Origin of the sequence: Allokutzneria multivorans (assembly GCF_039537405.1) — a bacterium.
GTDB lineage: Bacteria > Actinomycetota > Actinomycetes > Mycobacteriales > Pseudonocardiaceae > Allokutzneria > Allokutzneria multivorans.
In genome coordinates this window covers 17,401-41,396 of record NZ_BAABAL010000029.1, presented here as the reverse complement: position 1 = coordinate 41,396, position 23,996 = coordinate 17,401, and the positions used below count along the sequence as shown (strand labels likewise).

Here is a 23,996-nt window from a genome sequence, read left to right as displayed (position 1 = left end):
TGGCCCGAACGTGACGGCGAACGCCCTTGTGGCGCCTGGGATTCGCCGGGCCAACGTTGTCACGGGTCGACGGTGTGTGAACGCCTGGTAAAGCTTGCTCGCAGCCGAGTGAATCGGCGAACCGGAGCGTGCTTTCACCCCATTGCCGGACTACCGTTCCACAGGTGCTCGTGGAGCTGTTTCGAGATGCGGCCCGCGGTTGCCAGACCCACAGCCCGCTCAACGCCACGTTGTTGCGCGCGGCGGCAGACGACCTCGCTGCCGGCGGCGTGACCACGAAGGTGATGGCCGGCAGTGAACTGGACCGCGGTGGCACCGTCCCCGGTCTTCGGTTCGCCGGTTCCGTTCACCGGCTCGTCCTGGAGGGCAAGGCTCCCGGCCTCGCCAAGCACTACCCCACGGTCGGTGGGCACCTGGAGAGCGACCGCCTCTGGGCCGACGCCGAGCCGGTTCTCGACGAGCACGCCGACATGCTGCGCGCGATGATCCGCGCGACCGCCGTGCAGACCAACGAGCCCGCGCGCAGTGCGGCGCTCTACGGCGGTCTGCTGGTCGCGGCGGAGCGCGCCGCCGAGCACGCGGGCACGGACGAGCCGTTTCCCGTGCGGTTGCTGGAGATCGGCGCGAGCGGCGGGCTGAACCTGCGTCCGCACCGCTTCGGCTACCGCCTCGACGACGGCACGAGCTTCGGTGACGACGAGAGCCCCGTGCAGCTCGACCTCTCCTGGAGCGGGCGCCCGCGCGCGAACCTCGCGGTCCCGCTCGCGGTGGCCGAACGCGCCGCCTGCGACACGAACCCGGTCGACGCGACCACCGAGGACGGCCGCAGGCACCTGTCCTCCTTCGTCTGGCCGGACCAGGTGGACCGCTACCAGCGCTTGCAGGGCGCGATCGACCTCGCGACGGCGGACCCCGTGCCGGTGCACCGCGCCGAGGGCTCGGAGTGGTTGCGCACCCAGCTCGCCAAGGACGCCACCGGCGTGGTCACGGTCGTGTGGCACTCGGTGGTGTGGCAGTACGCGCCGCCGAGGGAACGCGCTCGCGGCAGGGCGGTTGTCGCCGCGGCGGCGGCCAGGGCGACGAAGGACGCCCCGCTCGCGCTGCTGGTGTTCGAGCCGCGCCGCGCCAACGACCCGGCCGATCCGTACCACTTCGACCTGTTGCTGCGGTTGTGGCCGGCGGGCATCTCGCTGCACCTGGGCACCGGCGTCGGCCACGGCGACCCGTTCACCTGGGACGAGCGTCACTGGCTCTGAGGGGTTTCTTTTCCACGAAGCGCCGGAGTAGCCTTTCGTGCGTTCGAGTTTTGTGCTGCGCGCTGGGGAGGTGGTCGCTGTGAGTGTGAATCCGTGCGATCCCCCCAGTGGTCGCCAGGGCTGACCAAGCGCCCTTTTCTTTCACGCGTTCGCGCTGCTAGCAGGCCATGCGGTGGCCCGGCTGCGCTGAGCGAGAAGCACATCTTTCCCGCGTCGGACATTCGGTGCTGGCCGCTGGCCGTATTCGCCGAAAGGTCGGCTGCGGCATTTCTTGAGGAGTCGGTCATGACCTGGTGGGAAATCGGGCTCCGTCTGCTGTGCGCGGCGTCCTTCGGTGCGCTGGTCGGACTCGAACGCCAGTGGCGGGCGCGCACGGCCGGACTGCGCACCAACGCGCTCGTCTGCGTGGGCGCCGCGCTGTTCGAGTTGTTCAGCGTGCTCACCCCGGACGGCGGCAGCACGACCCGGATCGCGTCGTACATCGTCTCGGGAGTCGGCTTCCTCGGCGCCGGGGTGATCATCCGCGACGGCGGCAACCTGCGCGGCATCAACACCGCCGCGACCATCTGGGGCACCGCCGGTGTCGGGCTCATGTGCGGCGGGGGTCACTACGGCGTCGCCGCCGCCGGAGCCGTGGTGATCGTCATCGCCAACGTGGGCCTGCGCCCGCTCGGCCGCCTCGTCGACGGCCGGACCGCCGACCCCGCCGTCGCCGAGACCGACTACGACCTGCGCGCCGTCTGCCGGGACGCCGACGAGGCCCACGTCCGCGCGCTCGTCGTCAGCTCCGTCGCCGACGGCGGCTTCCAGCTCAGGGCTCTGAGCAGCACCGATCTCGCGCAGGACCGCGTCGAGGTGACCGCGCGCGTGCTCGGCAGGGGAGTGGGCGGCGGGAAGCTGGAGCGCGCGGTGAGCGCGCTGAGCCTGCGCCCGGGCGTCAGCTCGGTCAGCTGGAGACTCGTGACACACCCCACGGAGGACTGAAGATCATTGTCCACAGTGGACGCGACAGGGAAATTCGTTCGCGGACCCGGCTTCGTTACCAGCACAATCGGATTCACGCCTGACCGGATGAAGCCGCTTCCGAGCTGGTAACGACCGGGTTTGGCGCCGCGAGAACCGGGTAGGCCGATGATCACATCGGCACCCACGAACGAGCAGACAAGGCATGCAGCGATGACCCCCAACGGGACCACGACCACCACTCCGCGCACGGCGAGCTTCCTCCTCCGCGCGGTGATGGGCGCTGTCATCGGCTTGTTCACCGGCCACGCCGAGACCCCGGCGCGCGAGCACGCCCACAGCGCCTGACCAGCCGCGGTCAGGATGCGCGAAAGGCAGCGGCTGCTCCGCTCGGTGTTGCGCACCATTCGTCAGAATCGCGAGGAGAGCACGGGCAGGTGCTCTCCGTCAGGCGAGCACGCCGACGACCGCTCCGCCCAGTTCCGAGCCGCCGAGGCCGTCGATCGCGGCGCGAACCGTGGAAGCTATGACCGCCAACAGATCCCCAGCGTCCACAGTGGACGCAATGGGCACTGTCGCGGTGAGCGCGTCCACCACGAGGTCCTCCCGACTCGCCCAGCAGCGGTAGATCGTGGGTCTGCCGCCGCCCGCACTGCTCGCGACACCCTCAATGGTCAGCGCGGCGAATCCGGTTTCCACGAGCACCGACAACAGGCGTACGCCGTTGTTCCAGACGGTGCCGACCGGAATCGGCCTGCACCAGCTGACCAACCTCGCCCAGTCCGCGCTGCTGCGGCGGCCGTGCTCACCAGAACGTTCAGGGCGTGGCGACGGGCGTGACCTTCCACCGCCCGGCGCTGACCACTGCGGGCAACCGCAGCGCGCCGCGTTCACCGTTGGGGCGCACGTAGTCCACGACCACCTGGACGCCGTTGAGCCGCTCCAGGTGCGAGGTGATCAGCTGCGTGTCCACGGTGCCGAAGTTGGCGACGGTCACGCGCGCGACCTCGTCACCGCCCGCGTCCAAGGACACGAGCTGGGCCAGGCGGTCGGCGTCCTGGGCACGCAGCGCGTCGGCGATCTGCGTGGCCAGGACGTCGGCCGAAGGCGCCCCGTCCTCGGGTTTGCTCATGATCAACGTGGTGATGGTGGCGATCCAGGCGACCGCGACGACCAGGATCCAGGCGCGCAGGCTGCGCAGCATCCGGAGCATGGGGAACCTCCCAACGGCACTAGAGCCAGCGGTTGCGCCGGAAGATCCGGTACACCACGACGCAGGCGATGACGATGACGCACAGGACCATCGGATACCCGAAGGCCCACTTCAGTTCCGGCATGAACTCGAAGTTCATGCCGTAGATCCCGGCGACCATGGTCGGCACCGAGATGATCGCGACCCACGCGGAGATCTTGCGCATGTCGTTGTTCTGCCGGAGCGTGATCTTGGCGAGCACCGCGTCGATCAGCGTGGTCAGCAGCTCGTCGAAGGCCACGACGCGGTCGTGCACGGTCGTGAGGTGGTCGTCGACGTCGCGGAAGTAGGAGCGCACCTGCTCCGGCACCAGCGGGATGTAGCCCTCCGCGAGCCTGCGCAACGGGGTGGCCAGCGGGCCCACCGCCCTGCGCAGCTCCATGACCTCGCGCTTCATCAGGTAGATCTGCTCGGGGTCCACGTCGCTGCGCGGGTCGAAGACGGCGACCTCCATCTGGTCGATGTCGTCCTCGACCGCGCTGGTCACCTCCAGGTAGCGGTCAACGACGTGGTCGGCGATCTGGTAGAGCACCGCGGCGGGCCCGAGCGCGAGCTTCTCCGGGTCCTCCTCCAGCAGGTGCCGCAGCGTCGCGAGGCCCGCGTGCTTGCCGTGCCGCACCGTGATCACGTAGTCGCGGCCGACGAAGACCATGATCTCGCCGCTCTCGACGATCTCGTTGGCCGTCTCCGGTGACTCGTGCGCCACGTAGCGCACCGTCTTGAGCACCATGAACAGCATGTCGTCGTAGCGTTCGAGCTTCGGCCGCTGGTGCGCGTGCACCGCGTCCTCCACCGCCAGCTCGTGCAGGCCGAAGGTGTCGGCGATGCTCTGGATCTGCTCCTCGTCCGGCTCGTGCAGGCCGATCCAGACGAAGCCGTTCTGCCGCTGCCGCACCTCCTCGATCGCGGCGAGGTGCGTCCACCGCCCGGGAAGGCGCTTGCCGTCGACGTATACGCCGCAGTCGACCACGTACGCCGAAAGCGGGACCGGAATCGGAGTCATCCCTCGACCGTTTCGAGTTGTGCGGCCCTTGCGGCCGAGCGTGGGCAAACCAGGCATGACGGGCTCCCGAGAGTTCGCGCGGCGAAATGCGTTACGAGATGCCGGAAAACCCGCTCAGCGCGAGCGGTTCCGACTCTGGGGTGCGCGTCCCGGCCAGTCCGGGTGCGGACGGGCCGACCTATCCGAGGATGGTGGTCCGGCGGCGGGGACGCGAGCCGGTACTGGGAGGCGTGCTGTCTGCACTCATCAGCGTCCCACCTCCTTATGCCGGAGCCGGTGAACGGTGGAGTCGCTCACAGACCAGTTGTCGAGGGTACCCGTCCGGGGGTGAGACTGTCCCTCGCGGGCACCATGATCCAACACACCCGGGAGGTCGCTGTGCAGTTCGGGCGCTACTTCGAGGAGTTCGAGGTCGGAGCTGTCTACAAGCACTGGCCCGGCAAGACGGTCACCGAGTACGACGACCACCTGTTCTGCCTGCTCACGATGAACCACCACCCGCTGCACATGGACGCGCACTACGCGGGGGAGACCACCGACTTCGGCAAGAACGTCGTTGTCGGCAACTACATCTACTCGCTGCTGCTGGGCATGTCCGTGCCCGACGTCTCCGGGAAGGCCATCGCCAACCTCGAGGTCGAGTCGCTCAAGCACGTCAAGCCGACCTTCCACGGCGACACGATCTACGGCGAGACCGAGGTGCTCGACAAGACCCCGTCGAAGTCCAAGGACGACCGTGGGGTTGTCTACGTGGAGACCCGCGGCTACAAGCAGGACGGCACCGTCGTCTGCGTGTTCCGCCGCAAGGTCATGGTGCCGAAGAAGTCCTACGGGCTCGCGCGCGGTGGCGAGCAGCCCGGTCGCCCCGAGCCGAAGCTCTCGTAGGAGCAAGCGATGACCTCCCAGCTCGACACCGTCCGCCAGCGGTTCCACCGGTTCGCCGAGCAGGAGGCCGCGGGCAACTCCCCGCTCTACGAACGGTTCGCGCTCGGCGTCGCCGAGGACGCCGAGGTCGCTGATCTGCTGACCGCGACCTCGGCCAACTTCGCCGTGCCGACGCTGTTCTTCGCCGCCGCCCAGCGCGCACTGTTCGCCGAGCCGTGGCACCCGCTGACCCGCTACTACCCCTCGGTCGGCGGTCACGACGGCGTCGACGAGGCGGCGTGGCCGGAGTTCCGGGACTTCGTGCTCGGCCGCGCGGACAAGATGCGCGAGCTGATCTCCTCGCGGACCACGCAGACCAACGAGGTCCGGCGCGCCGCCGTGCTGTACCCGGTGCTCTCGCTCATCGCCGCTCAGGTGGGCAAGGCCCCGCTCGGTCTGCTGGAGGTCGGCGCGAGCGCGGGGCTGCTGCTGGGCATGGACCGCTACGGCTACCGCCACCGCCTCCCGGACGGCACCGACGTGAACACCGGCCGCAAGAAGGCGCGGCTGGTGCTGGACACGGCGGTCCGCAGGGAGCAGGGCAGGACCAGGGCCAAGGCCCCCGCCATCGACGCGAAGGTCGGGCTCGACCTCACCCCGGTCGACGTCGCCGACGAGGAGCAGCTGAGCTGGCTGGAGGCGTGCGTGTGGCCGGACCAGCCGCGCAGGCTCAGCTTCCTGCGGCTGGCCGCCGAGGAGGTGAAGGCCGACCCGCCCGTGCTGGTCGCCGGGGACGCCGTCGACGACCTGCACGCGGCCGCCGCTCGCGTGCCCGCCGACCTGCCGCTGGTGGTCTTCAACAGCAACCTGCTGGCGTACGTGGACGAGTCGCGGCGCGCGGACTACGTGGAAGCGGTCCGGGCGCTGTCGGAGTCCCGGACGCTCTGGTGGGTGGCGCAGGAGCCCTTTGGCGCTTGCCTGAACCTGGTGCTTCCGGAGCGTGAGGACCTCGTGCTCGACGGTCCGGCGCACAACGTCGTCAGCATCGGTCGCTGGGAAAAGGGCAGGTCAGAGCTTCGTCCCGTGGCCAGGAGCGGTATGCACGGGCAGTGGGTCGAGTGGCTCTAGTGCCTGAAGTCACCGTGCCGGGCGATTCTTGGTGATTTGGGGCACTGTGCCCGGGCCCTGGAAGGCCCCGCCGAGGCCCTCGGTGAGCGTTCCGTCCTGATCGTGTGCGGCAAAGATCACACCATCGATCCGCGCCTTCGTGGCCGCCCCGTCCCGCGCCGGCTGTCCTCCGCCGACCGGACGACGGGCGTGGTCGTAGATCTCGTACGACCCGCGTTCAGCCGACCGGACGACAGAACCGATCAAGTCGCCGACGGTCACAACCAGCCCCATCGCTTTCAGCGGCTCTCCGGCGGCGGCCGTGACGTCGTTCCCCTCGGCCTCCACCTGCCCCGACCGGGGTCGTTCGAACGGCGGATCGCCCGGAGTCGATCCGGGGAGCGGACTGTGATTCCCCCGACGCCCTGGATCGAAGATTCGCGATCGCCAGGCGCGAACACGGACAGTAGTCTTGGCGAGGCAGTTGGCACTCGCACTCAGCCAAGTGCGGTACAAATCTGCCGAAGCGCGGCGGAGTGCGGTACAACGGTTCCGCAGGCGCCAACAAGGCCGTTAGCGGACGGGGTTGGACAACGTGAACATCAAGAAGATCCTCACCTTTGCTGGCATTGCGCTGGTCCTGTTCCTTGTGTTCACCGCACCGGATCAGGCCGCGGGCGCTGTGAACGGGATTCTGGGCAGACTGCGGGACGCGGCTCAGGCGATCATCACGTTCGTCAGGTCGTTGTTCGTCTGATGACACCGACAGGGCGGTGAGACCGTGTTCGCACCTCGCGATCCCGACGAGTACCTGCTCGAGACCGAGCGACGGATCATCAGGGTGCGCCGGCACTGGGCCACCCTGCTGTGGGACATCTTCGAGACCATCGCGCTGCTCGCGGGCGCCGTGATGATCTCGTACCTGCTCCCGGCGGGTCAGTGGCTCGTCCAGAACATCCTCTGGTACGCCGCCCTGTTCGTTCTTCTTCGCTTCGCCTACTTCGTCATCGAGTGGTGGGTGGAGCGCATCGTCGTCACCGACAAGCGCTTCATGCTCACCAACGGCGTCTTCACCACCAAGGTGGCGATGATGCCGATCGGCAAGGTCACCGACCTCACCTACGAGCGCAGCATCAGCGGTCGCATGTGGGGTTACGGCACGATCGTCGTCGAGTCGGCGGGTCAGATCCAGGCGCTCAACCGGATCGAGTACCTGCCTTGCCCGGAGGACGTCTACGACGCCATCTCCGAGCTGGTCTTCGGCGACAAGAAGGCCCAGGCCGAGCGGTTCTCGATGATGCAAGCCAAGAAGAAGGCCGCGCTGAGCAAGCGAGCCACCGGATGACCCTCCTCTGAACGCGCACGACAACGGCTGATCGCACGGGGTTGGTGGTCAGCCGTGGAGCCCTCCGCCAGGCAGGCGCCTGGCCGGGGGGTTCTGTGTTTTCCGCACCCGTGGAGCAGACTTCAGGGGTGCGGATCGACTTGCATACCCACTCCACGGCCTCCGACGGCACCGACTCGCCCGCCGGGTTGATCAAGGCGGCCGAGCTGGCCGGGCTCGACGTCATCGCGGTGACCGACCACGACACCACCGCCGGGTGGTCCGAGGCGATGGACGCGCTGCCGCCGGGGATGCGGATGCTGCCCGGCGCCGAGCTGTCCTGCGAGTCCTCGGACGGCGTCGGCGGGACCGTCACCGTGCACCTGCTCGCCTACCTGTTCGATCCCGCGTCCGAACCGCTGGTCGCCGAACAGGCGCGGCTGCGGGCGGAGCGCAGGGTGCGGCTGCACCGGATGGCCGCGCGGATGGCCGCCGACGGCTTCCCGGTCGACCCGGACGACCTGATGGCCGGGCTGTCCCCGGACGCGCCCGCCGGGCGGCCCCACCTGGCTCAGGCGCTGATGCGGGCGGGCGTGGTCGGCTCGGTCGACGAGGCGTTCGCCCGGTTCCTGGGCAGCGGTGGCTCCTACCTGCTGCCGCGCACCGACACCCCCGTCGAGCGGGCCATCGCGATGATCGCCGACGCCGGAGGGGTGACCGTGCTCGCGCACCCCTTCGCCAGGGCACGCGGACCGGTCGTCACGCCCGAGGTCGTCGCCGACCTCGCCGCGCTCGGCCTCTCCGGCGTGGAGGTCGACCACCCCAACCACGACGAGCCGACCCGCGCCGAGCTGCGGGAGCTGGCCGCGCGGCTGGACCTGGTGATGACCGGCTCCAGCGACTACCACGGGACGAACAAGACGATCCGGCTCGGCCAGGAGACCACCGACCCCGAGCAGTTCGAGGCGTTGGTGGCGCGCGCCAAGCCCGGTTCCTGCCCGGTGTGGGAGCGACAGCTGTCCTGAGTACCGTGGGGCGCGTGGACGGGCAGCTGGGTCTTGACCTCGGAGGGATGCCGCGCAGGCTGGTGAAGGTGACGCCTGCCAAGCTGGCGACCTGGAGCGACTGCCCTCGCCGGTACCGGATGGCCTACCTCGACCGGCCCGCGCCCAAGCGCGGCGGGCCGTGGGCGAGCAGCACGCTGGGCGCGGTGGTGCACAACGCGCTGAAGGGGTACTTCGACCTGCCGCAGGAGCGCCGCAGCGAGGAACAGGCCGCTGACCTGGTGCGCAGGTGCTGGAAGAGCGACGGCTTCCGCGACGCCGAGCAGGCCGAGGTCTACCGCGACCGCGCCAAGCAGTGGGTCGCCGACTACGTGCGCGGGCTGCCGAAGGAGCTGGAGCCGATCGGCCTGGAGCGCTGGGTCTCCACGCCGACGGAGAAGATCGTCGCTGAGGGCCGGGTCGACCGCATCGACCTGCGCGACGGCGAACTGGTGATCGTCGACTACAAGACCGGCAGGCACGCACTGGGCGTCGACGACGCTCGCGGCTCGCAGGCGCTCGCGCTCTACGCCATCGCCGCGCGCCGCACGCTGCGCCGCCCGTGCCGCAGGGTCGAGCTGCACCACCTGCCCTCCGGCGAGGTCGCGGTCTGGGAGCACACCGAGGACTCGCTCGGCAGGCACCTCAGCCGCGCGGAGGAGGCCGCCGAGGACCTCGCGCTCGCCACCGACACCCTCACGGCGGGCGGGGACCGGGACGTGCTGTTCCCGCCGACGACCGGCAGGCAGTGCACGTGGTGCGACTTCCGCAGGCTGTGCCCGGAGGGTCAGGCCGCCGCGCCGGAGGTGGAGCCGTGGGCGACGCTGGCGCCGTGAGCCCCGCGATCGGCCGCCGCAACTCGCTGGTCCGCCGCCTGATCAGCGGGATGGCGGGCTCGCTCGCCGCCGGGATGGTGCTGCTGGCGGTGGGCATGGTGCTCGCCCAGATCTACGCGGGCGTGACCGGCATCCCCGGGCCGGGCATCGCCGAGGTGATCGGCCACCTGGTGGTCGGGGCCGTGATGGTGGTGCTCCAGCAGCGCTCAGACCACGAGCCCGGCCGGGTTGGGCTGGCCATGGTGTTCGGCGTCTACGTGATCGCCGGCGCCACCCTCTGGTTCTGGTGGTGGTCCTGACCGCTCCTCCCGCGGTCCCAGCGGGTGGTGCGGTCTTCACGACCCGCAAACCCCTGGCGCGGCCGTCGGTGTAGCCGCGAGCCACGCCGGGTTCGTGGTGGTTGGCGATGGTTCAGGTGGGGGTTCGTCGTCCTTGAAGACTGGTGAACCCTCGGGCTAGGCGGACTTCTCGGTGAGCCAGGCGCGCCAGGTGGGCAGGAGCGTGGCGAGCAGGGCTTCGGGGTTCTCCACGTTGGGGGAGTGCCCGGCGCCCGCGAGCACCGCGAAGTCGGCGTCGAGGCGTTCGGCCATGTCGCGCTGCGCGCTCACCGGCCACACGTCGTCGCCCTCGCCGCAGACCACCAGGCTGGGCGTTCCGGTCGACTGGAGCACGACGCCGAGCTTGGGCACCAGGTCGGGCTCGTAGCGCAGGCCGTCCGCCATGCCGAGCAGCCCGGCGGGCTTCGACGCCAGGAAGCGGCTGCGGTAGAACTCCTTGAGCCGCTGCGGCACGTGCGCCCAGCCCGGCCTGCGCGCGTCGCGGGCCTCGCGCAGCTCCTGCGCGGCGGCCATGCCCTTGGCGCGCAGGATCGGCTCGCCCTCGATGATCGCCTGCCTGCGGTCGCCGTCCGGCAGCTCGCTCGGCCCGGAGCACAGCAGCGTCAGCCCGGCGACGCGCGCGCCCGCGAGCACCGCGGCCCGCGTCACCAGCCCGCCGAAGGAGTGCCCGAGCAGCAGCACCGGCGCGCGCTCACCGGCACCGAGGTCGTTGACCAGCTCGGCGACCACCTCGCCGAGCGCGCCGGGGCGGTAGGCCGCCTCGTCCTCGGGGCCGCCGGACTCGTTCAGCCCGGGCAGGTCGATCGCGATGACGTCGAAGCCCGCGTCGGAGATCGGGTCGAGCAGCGGCGCGAAGTCCTCCTTGGACCCCGGGTAGCCGGGCACGAGCACGGCGACGGCGCCCAGATCCGCTTCGGGATCGGGCTCGGCCCTGAGCGCGGCGATCGGGCCGTAGCGGCTGGGCAGCTCGACCCTGGCCCCGCGGTGCGGGGTGAGCGGAGACGGGAACGGCACGGTCACCCCGTGATTCTCTCCCAGACCGCCTTGGGAATCACCGCAACGCGACGAGAGTCCCGGCGCGCTGTTCGAGGATCACCGGGCCGGCCGTCGCCAGCGCGACCGGGCCGGGCTCGTCGCGGCGCACCGGGACCGACCCGATCCGCGCGCCGCTCACCGCGTCCAGCACCAGCAGTCCGTCCCGCACCGGGACCACGAGCCTGCCGGAGAACAGCGTCGGAGAACCGACGACGCCGTCAACCGTCCACTGTGGACGAAGCTCCTTCGTGGACAGCGCGACCAGCTTGGAACCGGTGAACCAGTACGAGTTCGAGCTGCCCTCGACCACCTGCGGCACCTGCCCCGGCGGATCGCCCGCCAGGTCGGAGTCCGGGATGGACAGCGCCTGCTCGTCGATCTGGCTGCCGTTGACGTCGTAGGTGACCAGGCGCGGGGGACCGGGCAGGGCGATCACCGTGCGGTCCTCGGTGATCGCGACCAGGCGCGCGCCCCGCCCGTTGAGCACGGTGCTGAAGGCGACCTCGGGGCCGTCCCAGTCCTTGGGGTTGGGCTTCTGCATCGTCAGCCGGTCGCTGACGTCGTCGGGGCAGCGCTCGATCACGCCGAGCCTGCTTCCACCCAGCGCGATGGAGCCGAACTCGCAGTTCGTCCTCGGCTGCTTGTTGGGCTGGATCTCGGCCTCGACCTTGCCGTACTCCAGCGTCTTGACCAGGTCGAAGCGCACCACCTCGATCAGCCGCTTCCCGGTCATCACCAGGTGCGTGCCGTCGCTGAGCAGCCGGGTGCCGCTCGGGGCGTTGCCGTTGCGGGCGAGCACCCGCTTCCCGGTCGCCGCGTCCACGCCGGTGATCTCGCTGCAGTTGCCCTGCTGCGGGCCGTTGCCGCCGGTCCAGCCGGGCTTCGTGTACACCGCGAACGCCTGGCCCCACGACATGCCGACCGTGCACAGCGGCAGGTCGCGCGTGTAGGACCACTTCTTCTCGCCGGTCAGCGGGTCGCGCCCGGCCATCTCGCCGCCCTCGCCGGTCACCACGGCGGGTCCGGCGACGACCGGGGTGAAGGTCGCCGAGCTCGGCGCCCGCCAGACCTCGGCGAAGGACGGCGGCAGCGCGGTGGGCTGGGGCAGCTGGGTCATCGGCTGCGCGCTGGTCCGCGAGACCGTCGCGGCCGCGTCACCGGTGCGCTGGACGATGAACGCCACGACCAGGGCGGTGATCGCGATCAGCGCCGCGACCACGTAGTCGGTCTTGCGGTGGAAGGAGCGCGTTGGCACCAACGGGCGCTGCTCGACGACCGGCTCGGTGGCCACGGCGACGGCCTGGTGGTCGTGCCACGGGTCCGAGGTCACGGCCGTTGTCGCTGCTCCGGCGTTCGCGGCCGCGATGCCCATCGGCGGCGTGTCCGCGTCCGCCACGTCAGCGGGATCGCTGTCAGCGGGCGCCGCGCGGGGCGGTGCTGCGCTGGACGGTGCTGCTCCGGATGATGCTGCGCTGGTGTTCGCCGCGTCCGTCGGTACCGGGCCTGACGAGGCCGTGTCCGAAGGGGGAACGTCCGAGGGGGGAACCTCCGAAGGGACGGGGAGGACGGGCTCCGGATCGTGGCTGGTCGGCTGGTCCTGCTCGCCGTGCTGCCCAGAGCCCGTCACCCGCATCACTCCTCGCCGCTCGCCGCCACGGCCTGCTCGCCGCCCGCGTCAACACCAGCGCGACGCCTGCGCCGACGCCGGGCCGGGCGCTCGGTCGCGCTGCTGTCCCCATCTTCCTGGGCGCGTGCGGCCACCGGCTCCTGGCCCCCGTCGGTGGCCTGTCCGCCCTCGGCACCAGCGCCGGCGGCCCTGGTCCGGCGCCTGCGCCTGCGCGGGGTGGTGGGACGGGTCTCGTCACCGGTCTCCGCGGTGGCGGCCGGGGTCTCGGCGGTGCACGCCTTGGCGTCGCCGCCCTCGTCGCTCGCGCCGTCCCCGGCGCTACCGCCCCTGGTGCGCTTGCGGACGCGCTCGCGCTTCGGCTTGGCCTTCGCCTCGCCGCCGCGCTCGCCTGCCCGCTTGGCGCCCCGGCCGCGGCGCGGCTCCTCGTCCAGCTCCTCGGCGGCCAGGCCCTCGCGGGTGCGCTGGCCCAGCGGGAGCCTGCCGGTGATGCCGGTCGGGATGCCCAGATCGCTGAACAGGTGGTCGGAGGTGGAGTAGGTCTCCACCGGCTCCGGCTTGCCCAGGTCGAGCGCCTCGCTGATGGACTTCCAGCGGGGCTCCTCGTCCCAGTCGACCAGCGTGACCGCGACGCCGGTGCGCCCGGCGCGGCCGGTGCGGCCGATCCGGTGGACGTAGGTCTTCTCGTCCTCGGGGCACTGGTAGTTGATCACGTGCGTGACGCCCTCGACGTCGATGCCGCGCGCGGCGACATCGGTGCAGACGAGCACGTCCACCTTGCCGGAGCGGAACGCGCGCAGCGCCTGCTCCCTGGCGCCCTGGCCGAGGTCACCGTGCACCGGGGCCACCGCGAACCCGCGCTCGGCGAGGTCGTCGGCGAGCTTCTGCGCGGTGCGCTTGGTCCTGGTGAAGATCATCGTGAGCGAGCGGCCGTCGGCCTGCAGCACCCGGGAGACGACCTCGACCTTGTCGAGGGAGTGCGCGCGGTAGACGAACTGCGAGGTGCGCTCGTGCACGGCGCTGGCGTCCACCTCCTCGGCCCGGATGTGCGTGGGCTGGGTGAGGAAGGTCCTGGCCAGCGTGATGATCGGGCCCGGCATGGTCGCCGAGAAGAGCATGGTCTGGCGCTTGTCCGGGACCATCCGCAGCACGCGCTCGATGTCCGGGAGGAAGCCGAGGTCGAGCATCTCGTCGGCCTCGTCCAGCACCAGGGTGCGGACCTTGCCCAGCACCAGGTGGCGCTGCTCGGCCAGGTCCAGCAGGCGGCCGGGGGTGCCGATGACCACGTCGACGCCCTTGCGCAACGCGGCGATCTGCGGCTCGTACGGGCGCCCGCCGTAGACGGGGAGCACGCGCGCCTTGAGGTACTTGCCCGCGTCCTTGAGGTCGGCGGTGACCTGCAGGCACAGCTCGCGGGTCGGAACGACCACGAGCACCTGCGGCGTGCCGTCGCCCGGCAGTTCGAGGCGCTGCAGCGCGGGAACGCCGAAGCCCAGGGTCTTGCCGGTGCCGGTGCGCGCCTGGCCGATGACGTCCTCGCCGGCCAGGGCCAGCGGCAGCGTCAGCTTCTGGATGGCGAAGGTGCGCTCGATGCCCGCCTCGGTGAGCGCCTTGACGATCTTGTCGTGCACGCCGAGCTCGGCGAAGGTCGGGGCGTCCTCGACCACGGTCGCCGCTGCTCGGAGGGGGTGGGCCTCGGCGAGCTCCTCGGCCACGATGGCCTCGACGGAGTCGTCGTTCTCGGTGGTGCCGGTCTTGGTGTCGCTGCTGACGGTCAGAGTGATCGCCTCTCTCGTGCCTTGCGCGCATGCCATGGAGCGGCGCTCGACCGCGGCGTGGCGTCCACTGGGGTGGACCTCCCGCGCGGGAGGGCTTGACGAGGCGATACGCGCGCCCTTGTCGCGGTGACGGTTCGTTCCGCCACCTTGTCGCCGACGCGGCCCGGCGAGCGGGCGATGAACTCATCACCGGCGGCTTCGCTCGGACAGTCGTCGTGCGTCTGGGTGGGGAGTCTACCCGGGAAATGCCAGACGACCAGCGCTGTGCGCACACCGTTAGGACGTGTCTCACGCTCCGGTCACGGGTGCTCAGCCATCCGGGTGTGATCCGCGTTGCCCGATACGCTCCTCACCATGACCGAGGCGGACCTGCAGAAATCGGACACCGAGCCCCTCGAAGCCGGTGTCGTGGACCTGATCGGCGTGCTGGCCTACGGCGAGCTCTCGGCCTTCGACCGGATGGCCGAGGACGCGCGCAGCGCCCCGACGCTGGCCGGGCGCGCCGCGCTGGCCGGGATGGCGGGCGCGGAGATGGGTCACTACCGCCAGCTCGAGCAGTTCCTCGCCCGGCGCGGCCTGCGCGTCGAGGAGGTCATGGCGCCGTTCCAGGCCCCGCTGGATGCCTTCCACGCCTCCACCGCCCCGCGTTCCTGGCTGGAGTCGCTGGTCAAGGCCTACGTGGGCGACGGGCTGGCCTCGGACTTCTACCGCGAGATCGCCGAGTGGCTGGACCCGGCGGCCAAGCAGCTGGTGCTGGACGTGCTGGCCGACACCGGCCACTCCGCCTTCGCCGAGCGCGAGGTCCTGGCCGCCTGTGAGGCCGACCGCAAGGTCCGCGACCGGCTCGCCCTGTGGGGCCGCCGCCTGCTCGGCGAGGCCGTGACGCAGGCCCAGCACGTCGCCGCCGAGCGCGACGGTCTCGCCGAGCTGATCATCAGGGGTACCGGTGACCTCTCCGGCATCGGCACGCTGATCCGCAGGCTGCAGAACAACCACGGTCAGCGGATGCAGGCGCTCGGTCTCGGCTGATTCCCGATTCCGCCCTCAGCGCAAGCGGGGTGGTGCCGAGGTGGAGCGGGCACACCCTGGACTAGCCTGGGAACCGTCTCTTATTCGGACTTTTCAGCACGGAGGTCGGCGTGGAGGTCAAGATCGGCGTCGAGTACAGCCCGCGTGAGCTGGTCGTCTCAAGCGCGTTGTCTCAGGACGAGGTCGAGGAGCTGGTCGCCGACTCGCTTCGCAGGGAGGGCGGGGTGCTGTCCCTGACCGACGACAAGGGCAAGCGCTTCATCATCCCGGCGAACAAGGTGTCCTACATCGAGATCGGTGCGGCCGACGTTCGCCGCGTCGGTTTCGCGGTCCAGTAGGTCCTCGCTCCTCGAAGGCCCGTCGCCCCGATCCGGGGTGGCGGGCCTTCACCCTGTTCTGGAGCGGAGCCCGTCCAGGGGCGCCGGTGTGAGAGAGCGATGTGGCGAGCTCCTTCACGCTGTGCTGAAGCCTGGGCCGTTCGAGTGGTGCCGGTGTGACAATCCGGCCCATGACCGCACCTCCTGGTCCTGGATGGCACGGACAGCCCGGCCCGCAAGGGCCCTACCAGCCCCAACAGCCCTACCCGTACCCGCAGCAGTACCCACCACAGCCGCCGCCTCCTCAACCGCGGCGTGGCCGGACGGCCCTGATCGTGTCGTTGGTGGTCGTGCTCGTGGCCGGCCTCGGCATCGGTGGCTGGGCGCTGCTCAGCGGCGGTGGAGCGGAGAAGCCCGGCGCCTCGCAGGCTGAGGGCGGCAAGGGCAAGAAGGAGCTGACCGAGGCCGACATCGCCAAGACGGACCCGAAGAAGCTGCTCGACGACACGATCATGGCGCAGCTGACCCAGCCGGTGGTGCACACCCGGATCGACTCGATCGCGCTCAGCCGGATCGGGCCGTACCTGGCGGGACAGCCCTACGAAGGCAAGATCGTCGAGGGCGGCTTCGACTACAAGCAGCGCAAGATGAACTTCCTCGACGACACCAACGCCTGCGTCGACGGCGCCAAGCGCCGGGTCCGCTACGACGGCGCCATCGCCGAGGCCGGGCCGTGCGACCCCATCAAGGGGGTGGAAATGGGCGGCAAGATCGGCAACGGCCTGATCCCCGGTGGCATGAACGAGACGCAGGCGCAGGCCTTCCTGGCGTACCTGAACAAGGCGGAAGGCTTCCTCAACCCGGGCAAGCCCACCATGGTCTCCCGCGAGGGCAAGCAGTACGTCCGCTTCCCCGTGGCGTTCAACGTGGTCGAGACCAGCAGCGGGCGGGCGGGGTCGCAGATCTTCATCTGGGCGTTCCAGCAGACGAAGCTGTCCTTCGACGACCACCCGTACTACCCCATGGGCAACAGCTCCGGCACGACCGAGATGGTGTTCTACCTCGACCCGAAGACGTTGCTGCCCGCGTACTCCGAGCAGCTGTCCTATGAGCCGAAGGTCGACCCGACCGGGGCCGAGGGGTCCGCGCGGCGGGTGGAGTACCTGTGGGACGGCAAGCTCCCGGTGCCGGAGACCAGCCAGCTCGGCAAGCCGACGGCGCCGTCCTGGCCTTCCGAGCGGCTCAAGGCGGGTCAGCTGAAGTGACGTGAGCGCCCCGGTTCCCCGGGGCGCTCAGTTCTCATACGGGTCGATCACCCGTCGTCTCATCGCCTTGACCTGGTTCCTGAGCAGGCGTAGTGCCTCGGCGGCGGAGTAGGTCCGCGCGCGCCGTTCACCCCTGGCGACGAGGAGATCGGCGTCAACCATGGCCTGGAGGTCCCGGGTTGCCGTCCGATCCTCGACGCTGGCCAGCTTCATGTAACCGGAACGCCGCAGGCGCAGGCCCGTGACCGCGTCGAACAGCGCGGGGACGCACCGCTGCGGTAGGCCGCCGCGCGCGGCGATCTCGTCCAGTTCGGACCACAGCGTCGCGGCCTCGTTCAGTCGGTTGACCACTGTCTGCGCCTGGATGTGGTGGGCCTTGAGGATGAACTTGACCCAGGGCGTCGTGTCGTTGCCCGGGTTCCACGAACCGGCACCGACCTCGGCGAGAACGGCGTAGTAGGCGGGCGTGTTGTGCCCGAGGAACTCCTCGATGCTGCTGAACTGCGGGGCGACGATCTTGTCGCGGGCCAGGATGAGGGTCTGCAGGCAGCGCGCCATGCGGCCGTTGCCGTCCCGGAACGGATGGATCATGACCAGGTTGAGGTGGGCGAGGGCGGCGCGGACGTAGCCGGGGGCGGCCTCGTCCCGGTCGAGCGAGGCGACGAACTCGGACATCAGCCCCGGCACCTGCGCGTGGTCGGGTCCCTCGTAGACGACGATGTCGCGGGCCTCGTCCACGACGTAGATCGACTTCTGGCGGTAGCGGCCAGGGCTCTTGCTGAGGTCGTGCCCCAGCATCATGTACTGCAGGCTCTTGATCAGTGACTGGTCGAGGGTGAAGTCCGGATCGTCGGCGAGCTGGAGCACGTAGCTCATCGCGGAGCGGTAGCCCTGGATCTCCGCCCAGGTCGCCTCGCTCGCGGTGAGGGGCTCCTCCTCGTCGACCGCCGCGACGGCGTCGTCGTCGCTGATGTCGTAGCCCTCGATGCTGTTGCTGCCCTGGATCGCCTTCGCGAGCAGGTTGCGGCGCAGCTGGCCGTCCCACCGCTTCGGTTCGCGCAGCGAGAAGCGCATGTCCACCCGGAAGCGGTCGATCTCTTCGATCACTTGACGGTCGCGGTCGTCGAGCGGTGGCAGCTGGAACAGCATGGCGGGCCTCCGGCGGTCGTGTCCCAATGTCTCATACTTAAAGACACGTGTCTCTTTGTAAAAGACATTGGGACATCGGTCGCCGGGTGGTCAGTCCTCGTCGGGGAGGGTTTCCAGGACCTCGAAGGGCGGGCGGCCCAGGCCGGTGATGCGGAAGCGGCCCCAGGGGTCCTGGTCGGACAGGGCGCCCTCGGCCTCGCCGTGCGGGGTGCGCAGGACGACGGCGCGGCGGTGCTTCTCGGCGGCCTCGGTGACCTTGTCGTTCGCGTTCACCCTGCCGTACCAGTGGTAGCGGCCGTCGATGGGTTCGAAGTGGCCGGCCAGGCGCACCTCGACCTCGGCCTCGCCGTCCTTGGTGATCAAGGTCGCCGGACCGGCGTAGCCGTCCTCGTCGTGGTCGTCGTGTTCCTCGTGCGCCGTTGTCGTCGTGCTCGCCTCAGCCACCGGTGCCTCCTGCCTCGCCCCTGATCACGGTCAACTGCGCCGCCTCTTTGGGCAGCAGTTCGTCCAGCGGCAGGTCGGGGTCCAGCTCGATCCCGCCCGCCCGCGCGGCGCCGTCGATGGCGTGCCAGACGATCTGGGCCAGGTAGTCCCGCAGGTTCTCCCGGCTCATCGACTGCCGCTCCAGCCACCACTCCCCGGCCTTCTCCACGGCTCCGACCACGGCGAACGCGTACGGCTCCGCCGCGCCGGAGTCCAGTTGCAGCAAGCGCATGTACACGCCGAGCAGCCGGGCCAGCTTCGTCGCGATCATGTCCTCGGTCGCGGTGGCCGGGTCCTGGTCCAGCGGCCGGTCCGCGAAGCCCCGGCGGATCATGAAGCGGTAGAGCTCCGGCTGCTCCTCGATGGTGCTGAGGTACGCGTCGATGGCGCGGTGGATGACGTCGTTGATCGACCCCAGTTCCTCCAGCGCGGGCACCAGGCGCTCGGTCAGCATCTCCGTCGCGCGCTGGCCGACGGCCAGGTACAGGTCGGCCTTGTCGGAGAAGTGCCGGTACAGCACGGGTTTGGTGACCCCGGCGGCCGAGGCGATCTCGTCCATGCCCACGTCGGGGCCGTGCTCGCGCAGCGCGCTGATGGTGGCCTCGACGAACTCCGCCCTGCGCGCGCTGCGGTGCTCCTTCCAGCGCTCCCGCCGTGCGTCGGGTTCTCCGCGTTTGCCCTTGACAGATCCGGCCATAGCGAGGACGTTACCAGTAGTAGCTGTTACTTGTGGTTACACCTTCCGAAGGAGTTCGCGGCATGGCGGTTACTCCCTCCCCTCTCACCGGGCGCCGGGTGCTGGTCACCGGGGCGGCCGGGGCATTCGGCAGTGCGACGGCGGCAGCGCTGCGCGCACGCGGCGCCGAGGTTCTCGGCCTGGACGTCAACGCCGCCGAAGGCGTGCTGAGCTGCGATCTCACCGACGACGACGCCACCGAACTGGCCGTCGCCCACGCCGTCGAGAGGCTGGGCGGGCTGGACGCGGTGGTGCACTACGCGGGCATCGGGTTGCCGGTGGACAGCGGCGATCCGCCGGGCGAGAAGGTGCGGCGGACCTTCGAGGTGAACCTGCTCGGAGCCTGGCGGGTCACGGCCGCGGCCCTGCCCGCGCTGCTGGAGAGCCGGTCCGAGGGGTACCGGCCGCGCCTGGTCTTCACGGCGTCGGGCCTCGCCTACGTGACCGCGCCGTTCTCCAGCGCCTACGCGGTGTCCAAGCGCGCATTGGCCGCCTACGCGGACTCCGTGCGCATCGAGTACGGCTCGGCGGTGGGCGTGACCACTGTCTACCCGGGCTACGTGCGCACACCGATCCACCGCGAGAGCCAGGCCGCGGGAACCGTTCTGGAGGGCAAGGTGCCCGCGGAGCGGCTTGAAGACGTGATCACCACGGCGGTGCGGGTGCTGGAGGCCCGCAGGCCGCCGAGAGATGTCGGCACCACCCGCTTCGGGGGTGCCGCGACCAGGCTCGCGAGGGCGCTGCCCGCGCTGGTCGACCGCGTCGTGCTGGCGCGGCACGGCCGGGACCTGCGGCGCGGGGAGTACGACTCCGTCGAGCTGGCACAACGAATGATCCGGACCGATCGGGAGAAGGTGACCAAGCGATGAGCCGTGCCCTACAGGTCGCGGACCGGGAGAAGACGGCCGAGCGGCTGCTGAACTCCTCGGCCAAGAACTCCTACGACCCCAACCTCGACATCGACTGGGAGGCGCCGCTGGTCGAGGGCGCCTACTACACGCCGCCGAACCGCGTGTCGCTCTACGGCACGGAGTTGTGGGAGCGGCTCTCCGAGGAACAGCGGATCGAGCTGTCCAAGCACGAGGTCGCCAGCGTCGCCAGCAACGGCATCTGGTTCGAGATGATCTTGATGCAGCTGCTGATCAGGCACACCTACAGCATGGATCCCACCAGCAGGCACGTGCAGTACGCGCTGACCGAGATCGCCGACGAGTGCCGCCACTCGATCATGTTCGCCAGGGCCGTCGAGCGGCTGGGCTGCCCGGCGTACGGACCGCAGCGCACCCCGCACTTCCTCGGGCGCGTGCTGAAGACGATCGGCTGGGGCCCGTCGATGTTCGCGGGCATCCTGATCGCCGAGGAGATCCTCGACCGCATCCAGCGCGAGTCCATGGCCGACGAGTCCGTCCAGCCGCTCGTCCGGATGATCAACCGCATCCACGTCCTTGAGGAGGCGCGGCACGTCCGCTACGCCCGCGAGGAGATCGTGCGCGGCATGGAGGGGCTGTCCAAGGCCGAGCTGGCGGTGCACCGCTACCAGGCGGGCGCGATGGCCTACTACGTCTCGCGCACGCTGATCAATCCCGAGGTCTACCGCTCGGTCGGGATCGACCCGAAGGTCGGCCGCAAGGCCGCGCTGACGAACCCGCACTTCCGCGAGACCATGAGGTGGTCCGCCGAGCGCCTGGTGCCCTTCGTCGACGAGGTCGGGCTGCTGGGATCGCCGGGGATGCGGTTGTGGCGCAAGTCGTTCTTCATCGGCGAGCACGGGAAGTAGCGGAGGGGCGGATGCTGACCTTCACCACCAGCGACGGCACGCGCCTGGTCATCGAGGAGACCGGGCAGCCGGACGCGCCGGTCACGGTGCTGCTGTTGCACGCGTGGACGTTGAGCAGGCGCACGTGGGCGCGCGTCGCGGAACTGCTGCCGAAGGAGGTCGGCGGTCCCGTGCGGGTGCTGCGCTACGACCACCGCGGGCACGGCGACTCCGCGGGGCCGGTCACCGGCAGCACGACGATCGCGCAGCTCGCCGACGACCTCGCCGAGGTGCTGACCGAGGTCGTGCCCACCGGGCCGGTCGTCCTCGCCGGGCACTCCATCGGCGGGATGACGATCATGGCGCTGGCCGAGCGGCACCCCGAGCTGTTCACGTCGCGGGTGGCGGGCGTGGAGTTCGTCAACACCTCCAGCGGCGAGCTCGGCAGGGAAGCGCCGGGTCTGCCCGCACCGCTCGCGCGAGCCATGGTGAAGGCGCAGCTCGTGCACGGGCGGCTGCTGGAGCGGCGCGGCGCGCGCAAGCTCGGCCCGCCCACCCTGCTGCGGCCGTACCTGAGGTGGCTGCTGTTCGGCGTCGGCTACGAGCGCGCGCACCTGCGCGAGACCTCGGAGATCATCGCCGGATCGCACCCGCTGACCCTGCACGGCTTCCTCAGCGACGTGCTGGAGCACAACCGGACGAAGGCGCTGAGCGCGCTCAGCACGGTGCCGGTGGTCGTGCTGACGGGCGGGCGGGATCGGCTCACCCCGCCGAAGCACTCGCGGGTGATCGCCGAGCAGCTGCCGCGCGCGCAGCTGGTGATCTACCCGGGCGCCGGGCACATGGTGCCGGTGGAACGCAGCCGCGAGGCCGCGCGGCACCTGGCCGGGATGGTCAGGTCGGCCGTCCCGGTGGCCTAGACGTGAAGCAGGACGGCCCCGAACCCGGGCGCTGCGCCGGGGTTTGCGGTCGTTGGAGACCGCTGGGGCGGGGGTTTGCGGGTCTTGAAGACTGCCGAACCCGTGGCTTGTGGGACACGGTCAGGACGTGAAGAAGGGGCCGATCCGGTTGGATCGGCCCCTTCCGCGTGCTCTCAGCCCTGTTGGTGCATCGGGTAACCGCCGCCGATGCCCTTCCAGGCCAGGGTCGCGATCAGCGCGATCGCCTCCTGCTTCGGCACCACGCGGTTGGCGTCCAGCCAGAACCGCGCCGTCACCTGGCTCAGCCCGACCAGGCCCACCGCCAGCAGCCGCGCCCGGTCCTCGTCCAGTCCCGCGTCGGCCGTGACCGCGCCGACGATCGTGTCGACGCAGGTGGTCGTCGCCCGGTCCACGGCGTCCTGCACCGCGGGTTCGCGGCGCAGGTCGGACTCGAAGACCAGCCGGAACGCCTGGCCCTCCCCGTCGACGAAGTCGAAGTAGGCCGCGACGGCGGCCTGCACCCGCAGCTTGTTGTCGGTCGTGGACTCGATGGCCTCGCGCACGCGGCGGACCAGCTCGTCGGTGTGCGTCTCCAGCAGCGCGAGGTAGAGCTCCAGCTTCCCCGGGAAGTGCTGGTAGAGCACGGGCTTGCTGACACCGGCGCGCTCGGCGATCTCGTCCATCGCCGCGGCGTGGTAGCCGTTGGCCACGAACACGTCCTGCGCCGCCGTGAGCAACTGCGCCCGGCGGGCCGTGCGTGGCAGCCGAACCCCACGCGCTACCTGTTCGTTGCCCTGCGCCGTCTCCGTCATACCGCCTCCAGCCCCGCTCCTGCCGTGCCGCCGGGGTTTCGCCGCCCGCACGGTGGTCATGACCTTACTCGCTGGTAGTCAGATGTCACCGTCGCGCGGCATCCTTGGTCCATGAGCCGGACCGCCGAGCGCCCGCCGCTGACCAGAATCCCGCTGTCCAGGGCCGACCTGCCCGAGGTGGACCTGTCCCGCGAGTGGTGGCCGGGCAGGGTCCTCACCTCCGGCGGGGTGCGGCTGCACGTGCGCGAGACCCCGGGGCCGCAGGACGCGCCGACCGCCTTCTACATCCACGGCCTCGGCGGCTCCTCGACCAACTGGACCGACCTCGCGGCGCTGCTGAGCAGCAGGTTCCCCGGTATCGCGATCGATCTGCCCGGCTTCGGGCTGACCGAGCCGGGGCCGGGCCACGACTACGACATCACCGCCGTGGTCCCGATGATCATCAAGTTCCTCGCCGGACTGGAGCTGGGGCCGGTCCACCTGTTCGGCAACTCCCTCGGTGGGGCGATCGCGCTGCGCGTCGCGGCGCTGCGGCCGGACCTGGTGCGCACGCTGACCCTCGTCTCGCCCGCCATGCCGGACCTGCGCCCCGACCCCCGCCGTGTCTCCGACCCGCGCTACCTGCTGATGAGCCTGCCGCTGATCGGGCCGAGGATGCGCCGCCAGGTCGGCGTGATCACCGCGCGGATGCGCACGGAGCGGCTCGCGAAGCTGGTGATGGCCAGCACCGAGGAGATCCCCGAGGGCCGCTGGGCGCTGGCCGAGCAGGAGTACCACGTCCGGGCCGGGCAGCACTGGGCCAACGACGCGCTCGACCGCACGGCGTTCGGGCTGATCAGGTCCTGGCTGGCCCCGCCGCACCGGTCGGTCTGGCGCACCGTGCTGCCCAGGGTGGACAAGCCCGCGCTGGTGGTGTGGGGCACGGAGGACCGCCTGGTCAGCGTCCGCAAGGCGCCGCGGACCGCCCGGTTGCTCCCGCGCGGGCGGCTGCTCGTGCTGCCGAGGACGGGGCACGTCGCGCAGATGGAGCGCCCGAGGACGGTCGCCAAGGCGTTCCTGGGCATGCTCGAAGCGGTCGACGCCCACGATTGGTGAACCACGAGGGT

General features: G+C 70.6%; 28 protein-coding genes. 17 read left to right on the top strand and 11 right to left on the bottom strand.

Features of this window, described 5'->3' with window-relative positions; genetic code table 11:
- The first annotated feature begins 164 nt into the window (after positions 1 to 164).
- From ABD798_RS36995 to ABD798_RS36985, 3 genes are all read left to right on the top strand, one after another.
- A complete protein-coding gene (locus tag ABD798_RS36995) occupies positions 165 to 1,256 on the top strand; it encodes a DUF2332 domain-containing protein (RefSeq protein WP_344886297.1) in 1,092 nt (363 codons plus the stop codon).
- 285 nt (positions 1,257 to 1,541) lie between these two features.
- Complete coding sequence (locus tag ABD798_RS36990; RefSeq protein WP_344886295.1) at positions 1,542 to 2,240, top strand: MgtC/SapB family protein; 699 nt, start codon at positions 1,542 to 1,544, stop codon at positions 2,238 to 2,240.
- A 192-nt stretch (positions 2,241 to 2,432) separates the two neighbouring features.
- Positions 2,433 to 2,567, top strand: a complete 135-nt coding sequence (locus ABD798_RS36985; RefSeq protein ID WP_344886294.1) for a hypothetical protein — start codon at positions 2,433 to 2,435, stop codon at positions 2,565 to 2,567.
- A gap of 99 nt (positions 2,568 to 2,666) precedes the next feature.
- Here the strand turns inward: ABD798_RS36985 and ABD798_RS36980 are convergent, their stop codons facing one another.
- From ABD798_RS36980 to corA, 3 genes are all read right to left on the bottom strand, one after another.
- On the bottom strand, positions 2,667 to 2,924 hold the full coding sequence (locus ABD798_RS36980; protein WP_344886292.1) for a TetR/AcrR family transcriptional regulator: 258 nt from the start codon (positions 2,922 to 2,924) through the stop codon (positions 2,667 to 2,669).
- Between the two features lie 112 nt (positions 2,925 to 3,036).
- Positions 3,037 to 3,432, bottom strand: coding sequence for a hypothetical protein (locus ABD798_RS36975; protein WP_344886290.1), 396 nt, complete (start codon positions 3,430 to 3,432; stop codon positions 3,037 to 3,039).
- A gap of 19 nt (positions 3,433 to 3,451) precedes the next feature.
- Positions 3,452 to 4,531, bottom strand: a complete 1,080-nt coding sequence (gene corA, locus ABD798_RS36970; protein WP_344886288.1) for a magnesium/cobalt transporter CorA — start codon at positions 4,529 to 4,531, stop codon at positions 3,452 to 3,454.
- 321 nt (positions 4,532 to 4,852) lie between these two features.
- On the opposite strand from corA, the gene ABD798_RS36965 reads away from it, so the two are divergent.
- Together ABD798_RS36965 and ABD798_RS36960 are read left to right on the top strand one after the other, a co-directional pair.
- Entirely contained in the window at positions 4,853 to 5,359 is a 507-nt protein-coding gene (locus ABD798_RS36965; protein WP_086826785.1) for a MaoC family dehydratase, read from the top strand.
- Between the two features lie 9 nt (positions 5,360 to 5,368).
- A complete protein-coding gene (locus ABD798_RS36960; RefSeq protein ID WP_344886287.1) occupies positions 5,369 to 6,466 on the top strand; it encodes a DUF2332 domain-containing protein in 1,098 nt (365 codons plus the stop codon).
- A gap of 9 nt (positions 6,467 to 6,475) precedes the next feature.
- Here the strand turns inward: ABD798_RS36960 and ABD798_RS36955 are convergent, their stop codons facing one another.
- Positions 6,476 to 6,793 (bottom strand): hypothetical protein, encoded by a 318-nt coding sequence (locus tag ABD798_RS36955; protein WP_344886285.1) that lies wholly within the window; start codon positions 6,791 to 6,793, stop codon positions 6,476 to 6,478.
- A 247-nt stretch (positions 6,794 to 7,040) separates the two neighbouring features.
- Between ABD798_RS36955 and ABD798_RS36950 the strand changes: the two genes are divergently transcribed.
- The 5 genes from ABD798_RS36950 (at position 7,041) to ABD798_RS36930 (ending at position 9,947) form a co-directional block, all read left to right on the top strand.
- Complete coding sequence (locus ABD798_RS36950) at positions 7,041 to 7,202, top strand: hypothetical protein (RefSeq protein ID WP_086826783.1); 162 nt, start codon at positions 7,041 to 7,043, stop codon at positions 7,200 to 7,202.
- A gap of 24 nt (positions 7,203 to 7,226) precedes the next feature.
- Entirely contained in the window at positions 7,227 to 7,790 is a 564-nt protein-coding gene (locus ABD798_RS36945) for a PH domain-containing protein (RefSeq protein ID WP_344886282.1), read from the top strand.
- A gap of 128 nt (positions 7,791 to 7,918) precedes the next feature.
- Positions 7,919 to 8,794, top strand: coding sequence for a PHP domain-containing protein (locus tag ABD798_RS36940; RefSeq protein ID WP_344886280.1), 876 nt, complete (start codon positions 7,919 to 7,921; stop codon positions 8,792 to 8,794).
- Positions 8,795 to 8,808: 14 nt separating this feature from the next.
- Positions 8,809 to 9,648, top strand: a complete 840-nt coding sequence (locus ABD798_RS36935; RefSeq protein WP_344886278.1) for a RecB family exonuclease — start codon at positions 8,809 to 8,811, stop codon at positions 9,646 to 9,648.
- A complete protein-coding gene (locus tag ABD798_RS36930) occupies positions 9,627 to 9,947 on the top strand; it encodes a hypothetical protein (RefSeq protein WP_344886276.1) in 321 nt (106 codons plus the stop codon). The genes ABD798_RS36935 and ABD798_RS36930 overlap by 22 nt, the downstream gene beginning before the upstream one ends.
- Before the next feature lie 156 nt (positions 9,948 to 10,103).
- Here ABD798_RS36930 and ABD798_RS36925 read toward each other — a convergent pair whose 3' ends face one another.
- The 3 genes from ABD798_RS36925 to ABD798_RS36915 form a co-directional block, all read right to left on the bottom strand.
- Positions 10,104 to 11,006: an alpha/beta fold hydrolase gene (locus ABD798_RS36925; protein WP_344886275.1), complete on the bottom strand. Its 903-nt coding sequence runs from the start codon at positions 11,004 to 11,006 to the stop codon at positions 10,104 to 10,106.
- Between the two features lie 31 nt (positions 11,007 to 11,037).
- The gene (locus tag ABD798_RS36920; RefSeq protein ID WP_344886273.1) at positions 11,038 to 12,417 is read right to left on the bottom strand and encodes an Rv3212 family protein; all 1,380 of its coding nucleotides are present in this window, start codon (positions 12,415 to 12,417) and stop codon (positions 11,038 to 11,040) included.
- Positions 12,418 to 12,653: 236 nt separating this feature from the next.
- Positions 12,654 to 14,459, bottom strand: coding sequence for a DEAD/DEAH box helicase (locus ABD798_RS36915; RefSeq protein WP_344886271.1), 1,806 nt, complete (start codon positions 14,457 to 14,459; stop codon positions 12,654 to 12,656).
- 318 nt (positions 14,460 to 14,777) lie between these two features.
- Here ABD798_RS36915 and ABD798_RS36910 point away from each other — a divergent pair, with 318 nt between their 5' ends.
- The 3 genes from ABD798_RS36910 (at position 14,778) to ABD798_RS36900 (ending at position 17,034) form a co-directional block, all read left to right on the top strand.
- Positions 14,778 to 15,452, top strand: a complete 675-nt coding sequence (locus tag ABD798_RS36910) for a ferritin-like fold-containing protein (RefSeq protein WP_344886269.1) — start codon at positions 14,778 to 14,780, stop codon at positions 15,450 to 15,452.
- Between the two features lie 110 nt (positions 15,453 to 15,562).
- Positions 15,563 to 15,790 carry a DUF3107 domain-containing protein gene (locus tag ABD798_RS36905; RefSeq protein ID WP_086826682.1) on the top strand — a complete coding sequence of 76 codons (228 nt, stop codon included), beginning with the start codon at positions 15,563 to 15,565 and terminating at the stop codon, positions 15,788 to 15,790.
- Positions 15,791 to 15,960: 170 nt separating this feature from the next.
- Complete coding sequence (locus ABD798_RS36900) at positions 15,961 to 17,034, top strand: hypothetical protein (protein WP_344886266.1); 1,074 nt, start codon at positions 15,961 to 15,963, stop codon at positions 17,032 to 17,034.
- A 27-nt stretch (positions 17,035 to 17,061) separates the two neighbouring features.
- On the opposite strand, the gene ABD798_RS36895 is transcribed toward ABD798_RS36900, so the two are convergent.
- The 3 genes from ABD798_RS36895 to ABD798_RS36885 all read right to left on the bottom strand — a co-directional run bounded on the left by ABD798_RS36895 (position 17,062) and on the right by ABD798_RS36885 (position 19,363).
- Entirely contained in the window at positions 17,062 to 18,183 is a 1,122-nt protein-coding gene (locus ABD798_RS36895) for a Fic family protein (RefSeq protein ID WP_344886264.1), read from the bottom strand.
- 90 nt (positions 18,184 to 18,273) lie between these two features.
- Entirely contained in the window at positions 18,274 to 18,627 is a 354-nt protein-coding gene (locus ABD798_RS36890; RefSeq protein WP_344886262.1) for a DUF4873 domain-containing protein, read from the bottom strand.
- Entirely contained in the window at positions 18,620 to 19,363 is a 744-nt protein-coding gene (locus ABD798_RS36885) for a TetR/AcrR family transcriptional regulator (RefSeq protein ID WP_344886260.1), read from the bottom strand. The genes ABD798_RS36890 and ABD798_RS36885 overlap by 8 nt, the downstream gene beginning before the upstream one ends.
- Before the next feature lie 62 nt (positions 19,364 to 19,425).
- Here ABD798_RS36885 and ABD798_RS36880 point away from each other — a divergent pair, with 62 nt between their 5' ends.
- The 3 genes from ABD798_RS36880 to ABD798_RS36870 are packed head-to-tail and all read left to right on the top strand — an operon-like array spanning position 19,426 to position 22,078.
- Complete coding sequence (locus tag ABD798_RS36880) at positions 19,426 to 20,271, top strand: SDR family NAD(P)-dependent oxidoreductase (RefSeq protein WP_344886258.1); 846 nt, start codon at positions 19,426 to 19,428, stop codon at positions 20,269 to 20,271.
- A complete protein-coding gene (locus ABD798_RS36875) occupies positions 20,268 to 21,179 on the top strand; it encodes an AurF N-oxygenase family protein (protein WP_344886256.1) in 912 nt (303 codons plus the stop codon). Before ABD798_RS36880 ends, ABD798_RS36875 begins: the two co-directional genes overlap by 4 nt.
- A gap of 11 nt (positions 21,180 to 21,190) precedes the next feature.
- Positions 21,191 to 22,078 (top strand): alpha/beta fold hydrolase, encoded by an 888-nt coding sequence (locus ABD798_RS36870; protein WP_344886254.1) that lies wholly within the window; start codon positions 21,191 to 21,193, stop codon positions 22,076 to 22,078.
- A gap of 173 nt (positions 22,079 to 22,251) precedes the next feature.
- Here ABD798_RS36870 and ABD798_RS36865 read toward each other — a convergent pair whose 3' ends face one another.
- Positions 22,252 to 22,890, bottom strand: a complete 639-nt coding sequence (locus tag ABD798_RS36865; RefSeq protein ID WP_086826663.1) for a TetR/AcrR family transcriptional regulator — start codon at positions 22,888 to 22,890, stop codon at positions 22,252 to 22,254.
- Positions 22,891 to 23,001: 111 nt separating this feature from the next.
- Here ABD798_RS36865 and ABD798_RS36860 point away from each other — a divergent pair, with 111 nt between their 5' ends.
- On the top strand, positions 23,002 to 23,985 hold the full coding sequence (locus ABD798_RS36860; protein WP_344886252.1) for an alpha/beta fold hydrolase: 984 nt from the start codon (positions 23,002 to 23,004) through the stop codon (positions 23,983 to 23,985).
- Positions 23,986 to 23,996: the final 11 nt, after the last annotated feature.

What these genes read in the sequence shown, in the direction of transcription:
- ABD798_RS36990 (WP_344886295.1), top strand. Translation starts at nt 1,542, where the DNA reads ATGACCTGGTGGGAAATCGGGCTCCGTCTGCTGTGCGCGGCGTCCTTC.
- ABD798_RS36985 (WP_344886294.1), top strand. Translation starts at nt 2,433, where the DNA reads ATGACCCCCAACGGGACCACGACCACCACTCCGCGCACGGCGAGCTTC.
- ABD798_RS36975 (WP_344886290.1), bottom strand. Translation starts at nt 3,432, where the DNA reads ATGCTCCGGATGCTGCGCAGCCTGCGCGCCTGGATCCTGGTCGTCGCG.
- corA (WP_344886288.1), bottom strand. Translation starts at nt 4,531, where the DNA reads ATGCCTGGTTTGCCCACGCTCGGCCGCAAGGGCCGCACAACTCGAAAC.
- ABD798_RS36960 (WP_344886287.1), top strand. Translation starts at nt 5,369, where the DNA reads ATGACCTCCCAGCTCGACACCGTCCGCCAGCGGTTCCACCGGTTCGCC.
- ABD798_RS36915 (WP_344886271.1), bottom strand. Translation starts at nt 14,459, where the DNA reads ATGGCATGCGCGCAAGGCACGAGAGAGGCGATCACTCTGACCGTCAGC.
- ABD798_RS36910 (WP_344886269.1), top strand. Translation starts at nt 14,778, where the DNA reads ATGACCGAGGCGGACCTGCAGAAATCGGACACCGAGCCCCTCGAAGCC.
- ABD798_RS36900 (WP_344886266.1), top strand. Translation starts at nt 15,961, where the DNA reads ATGACCGCACCTCCTGGTCCTGGATGGCACGGACAGCCCGGCCCGCAA.
- ABD798_RS36895 (WP_344886264.1), bottom strand. Translation starts at nt 18,183, where the DNA reads ATGCTGTTCCAGCTGCCACCGCTCGACGACCGCGACCGTCAAGTGATC.
- ABD798_RS36885 (WP_344886260.1), bottom strand. Translation starts at nt 19,363, where the DNA reads ATGGCCGGATCTGTCAAGGGCAAACGCGGAGAACCCGACGCACGGCGG.
- ABD798_RS36880 (WP_344886258.1), top strand. Translation starts at nt 19,426, where the DNA reads ATGGCGGTTACTCCCTCCCCTCTCACCGGGCGCCGGGTGCTGGTCACC.
- ABD798_RS36875 (WP_344886256.1), top strand. Translation starts at nt 20,268, where the DNA reads ATGAGCCGTGCCCTACAGGTCGCGGACCGGGAGAAGACGGCCGAGCGG.
- ABD798_RS36870 (WP_344886254.1), top strand. Translation starts at nt 21,191, where the DNA reads ATGCTGACCTTCACCACCAGCGACGGCACGCGCCTGGTCATCGAGGAG.
- ABD798_RS36865 (WP_086826663.1), bottom strand. Translation starts at nt 22,890, where the DNA reads ATGACGGAGACGGCGCAGGGCAACGAACAGGTAGCGCGTGGGGTTCGG.
- ABD798_RS36860 (WP_344886252.1), top strand. Translation starts at nt 23,002, where the DNA reads ATGAGCCGGACCGCCGAGCGCCCGCCGCTGACCAGAATCCCGCTGTCC.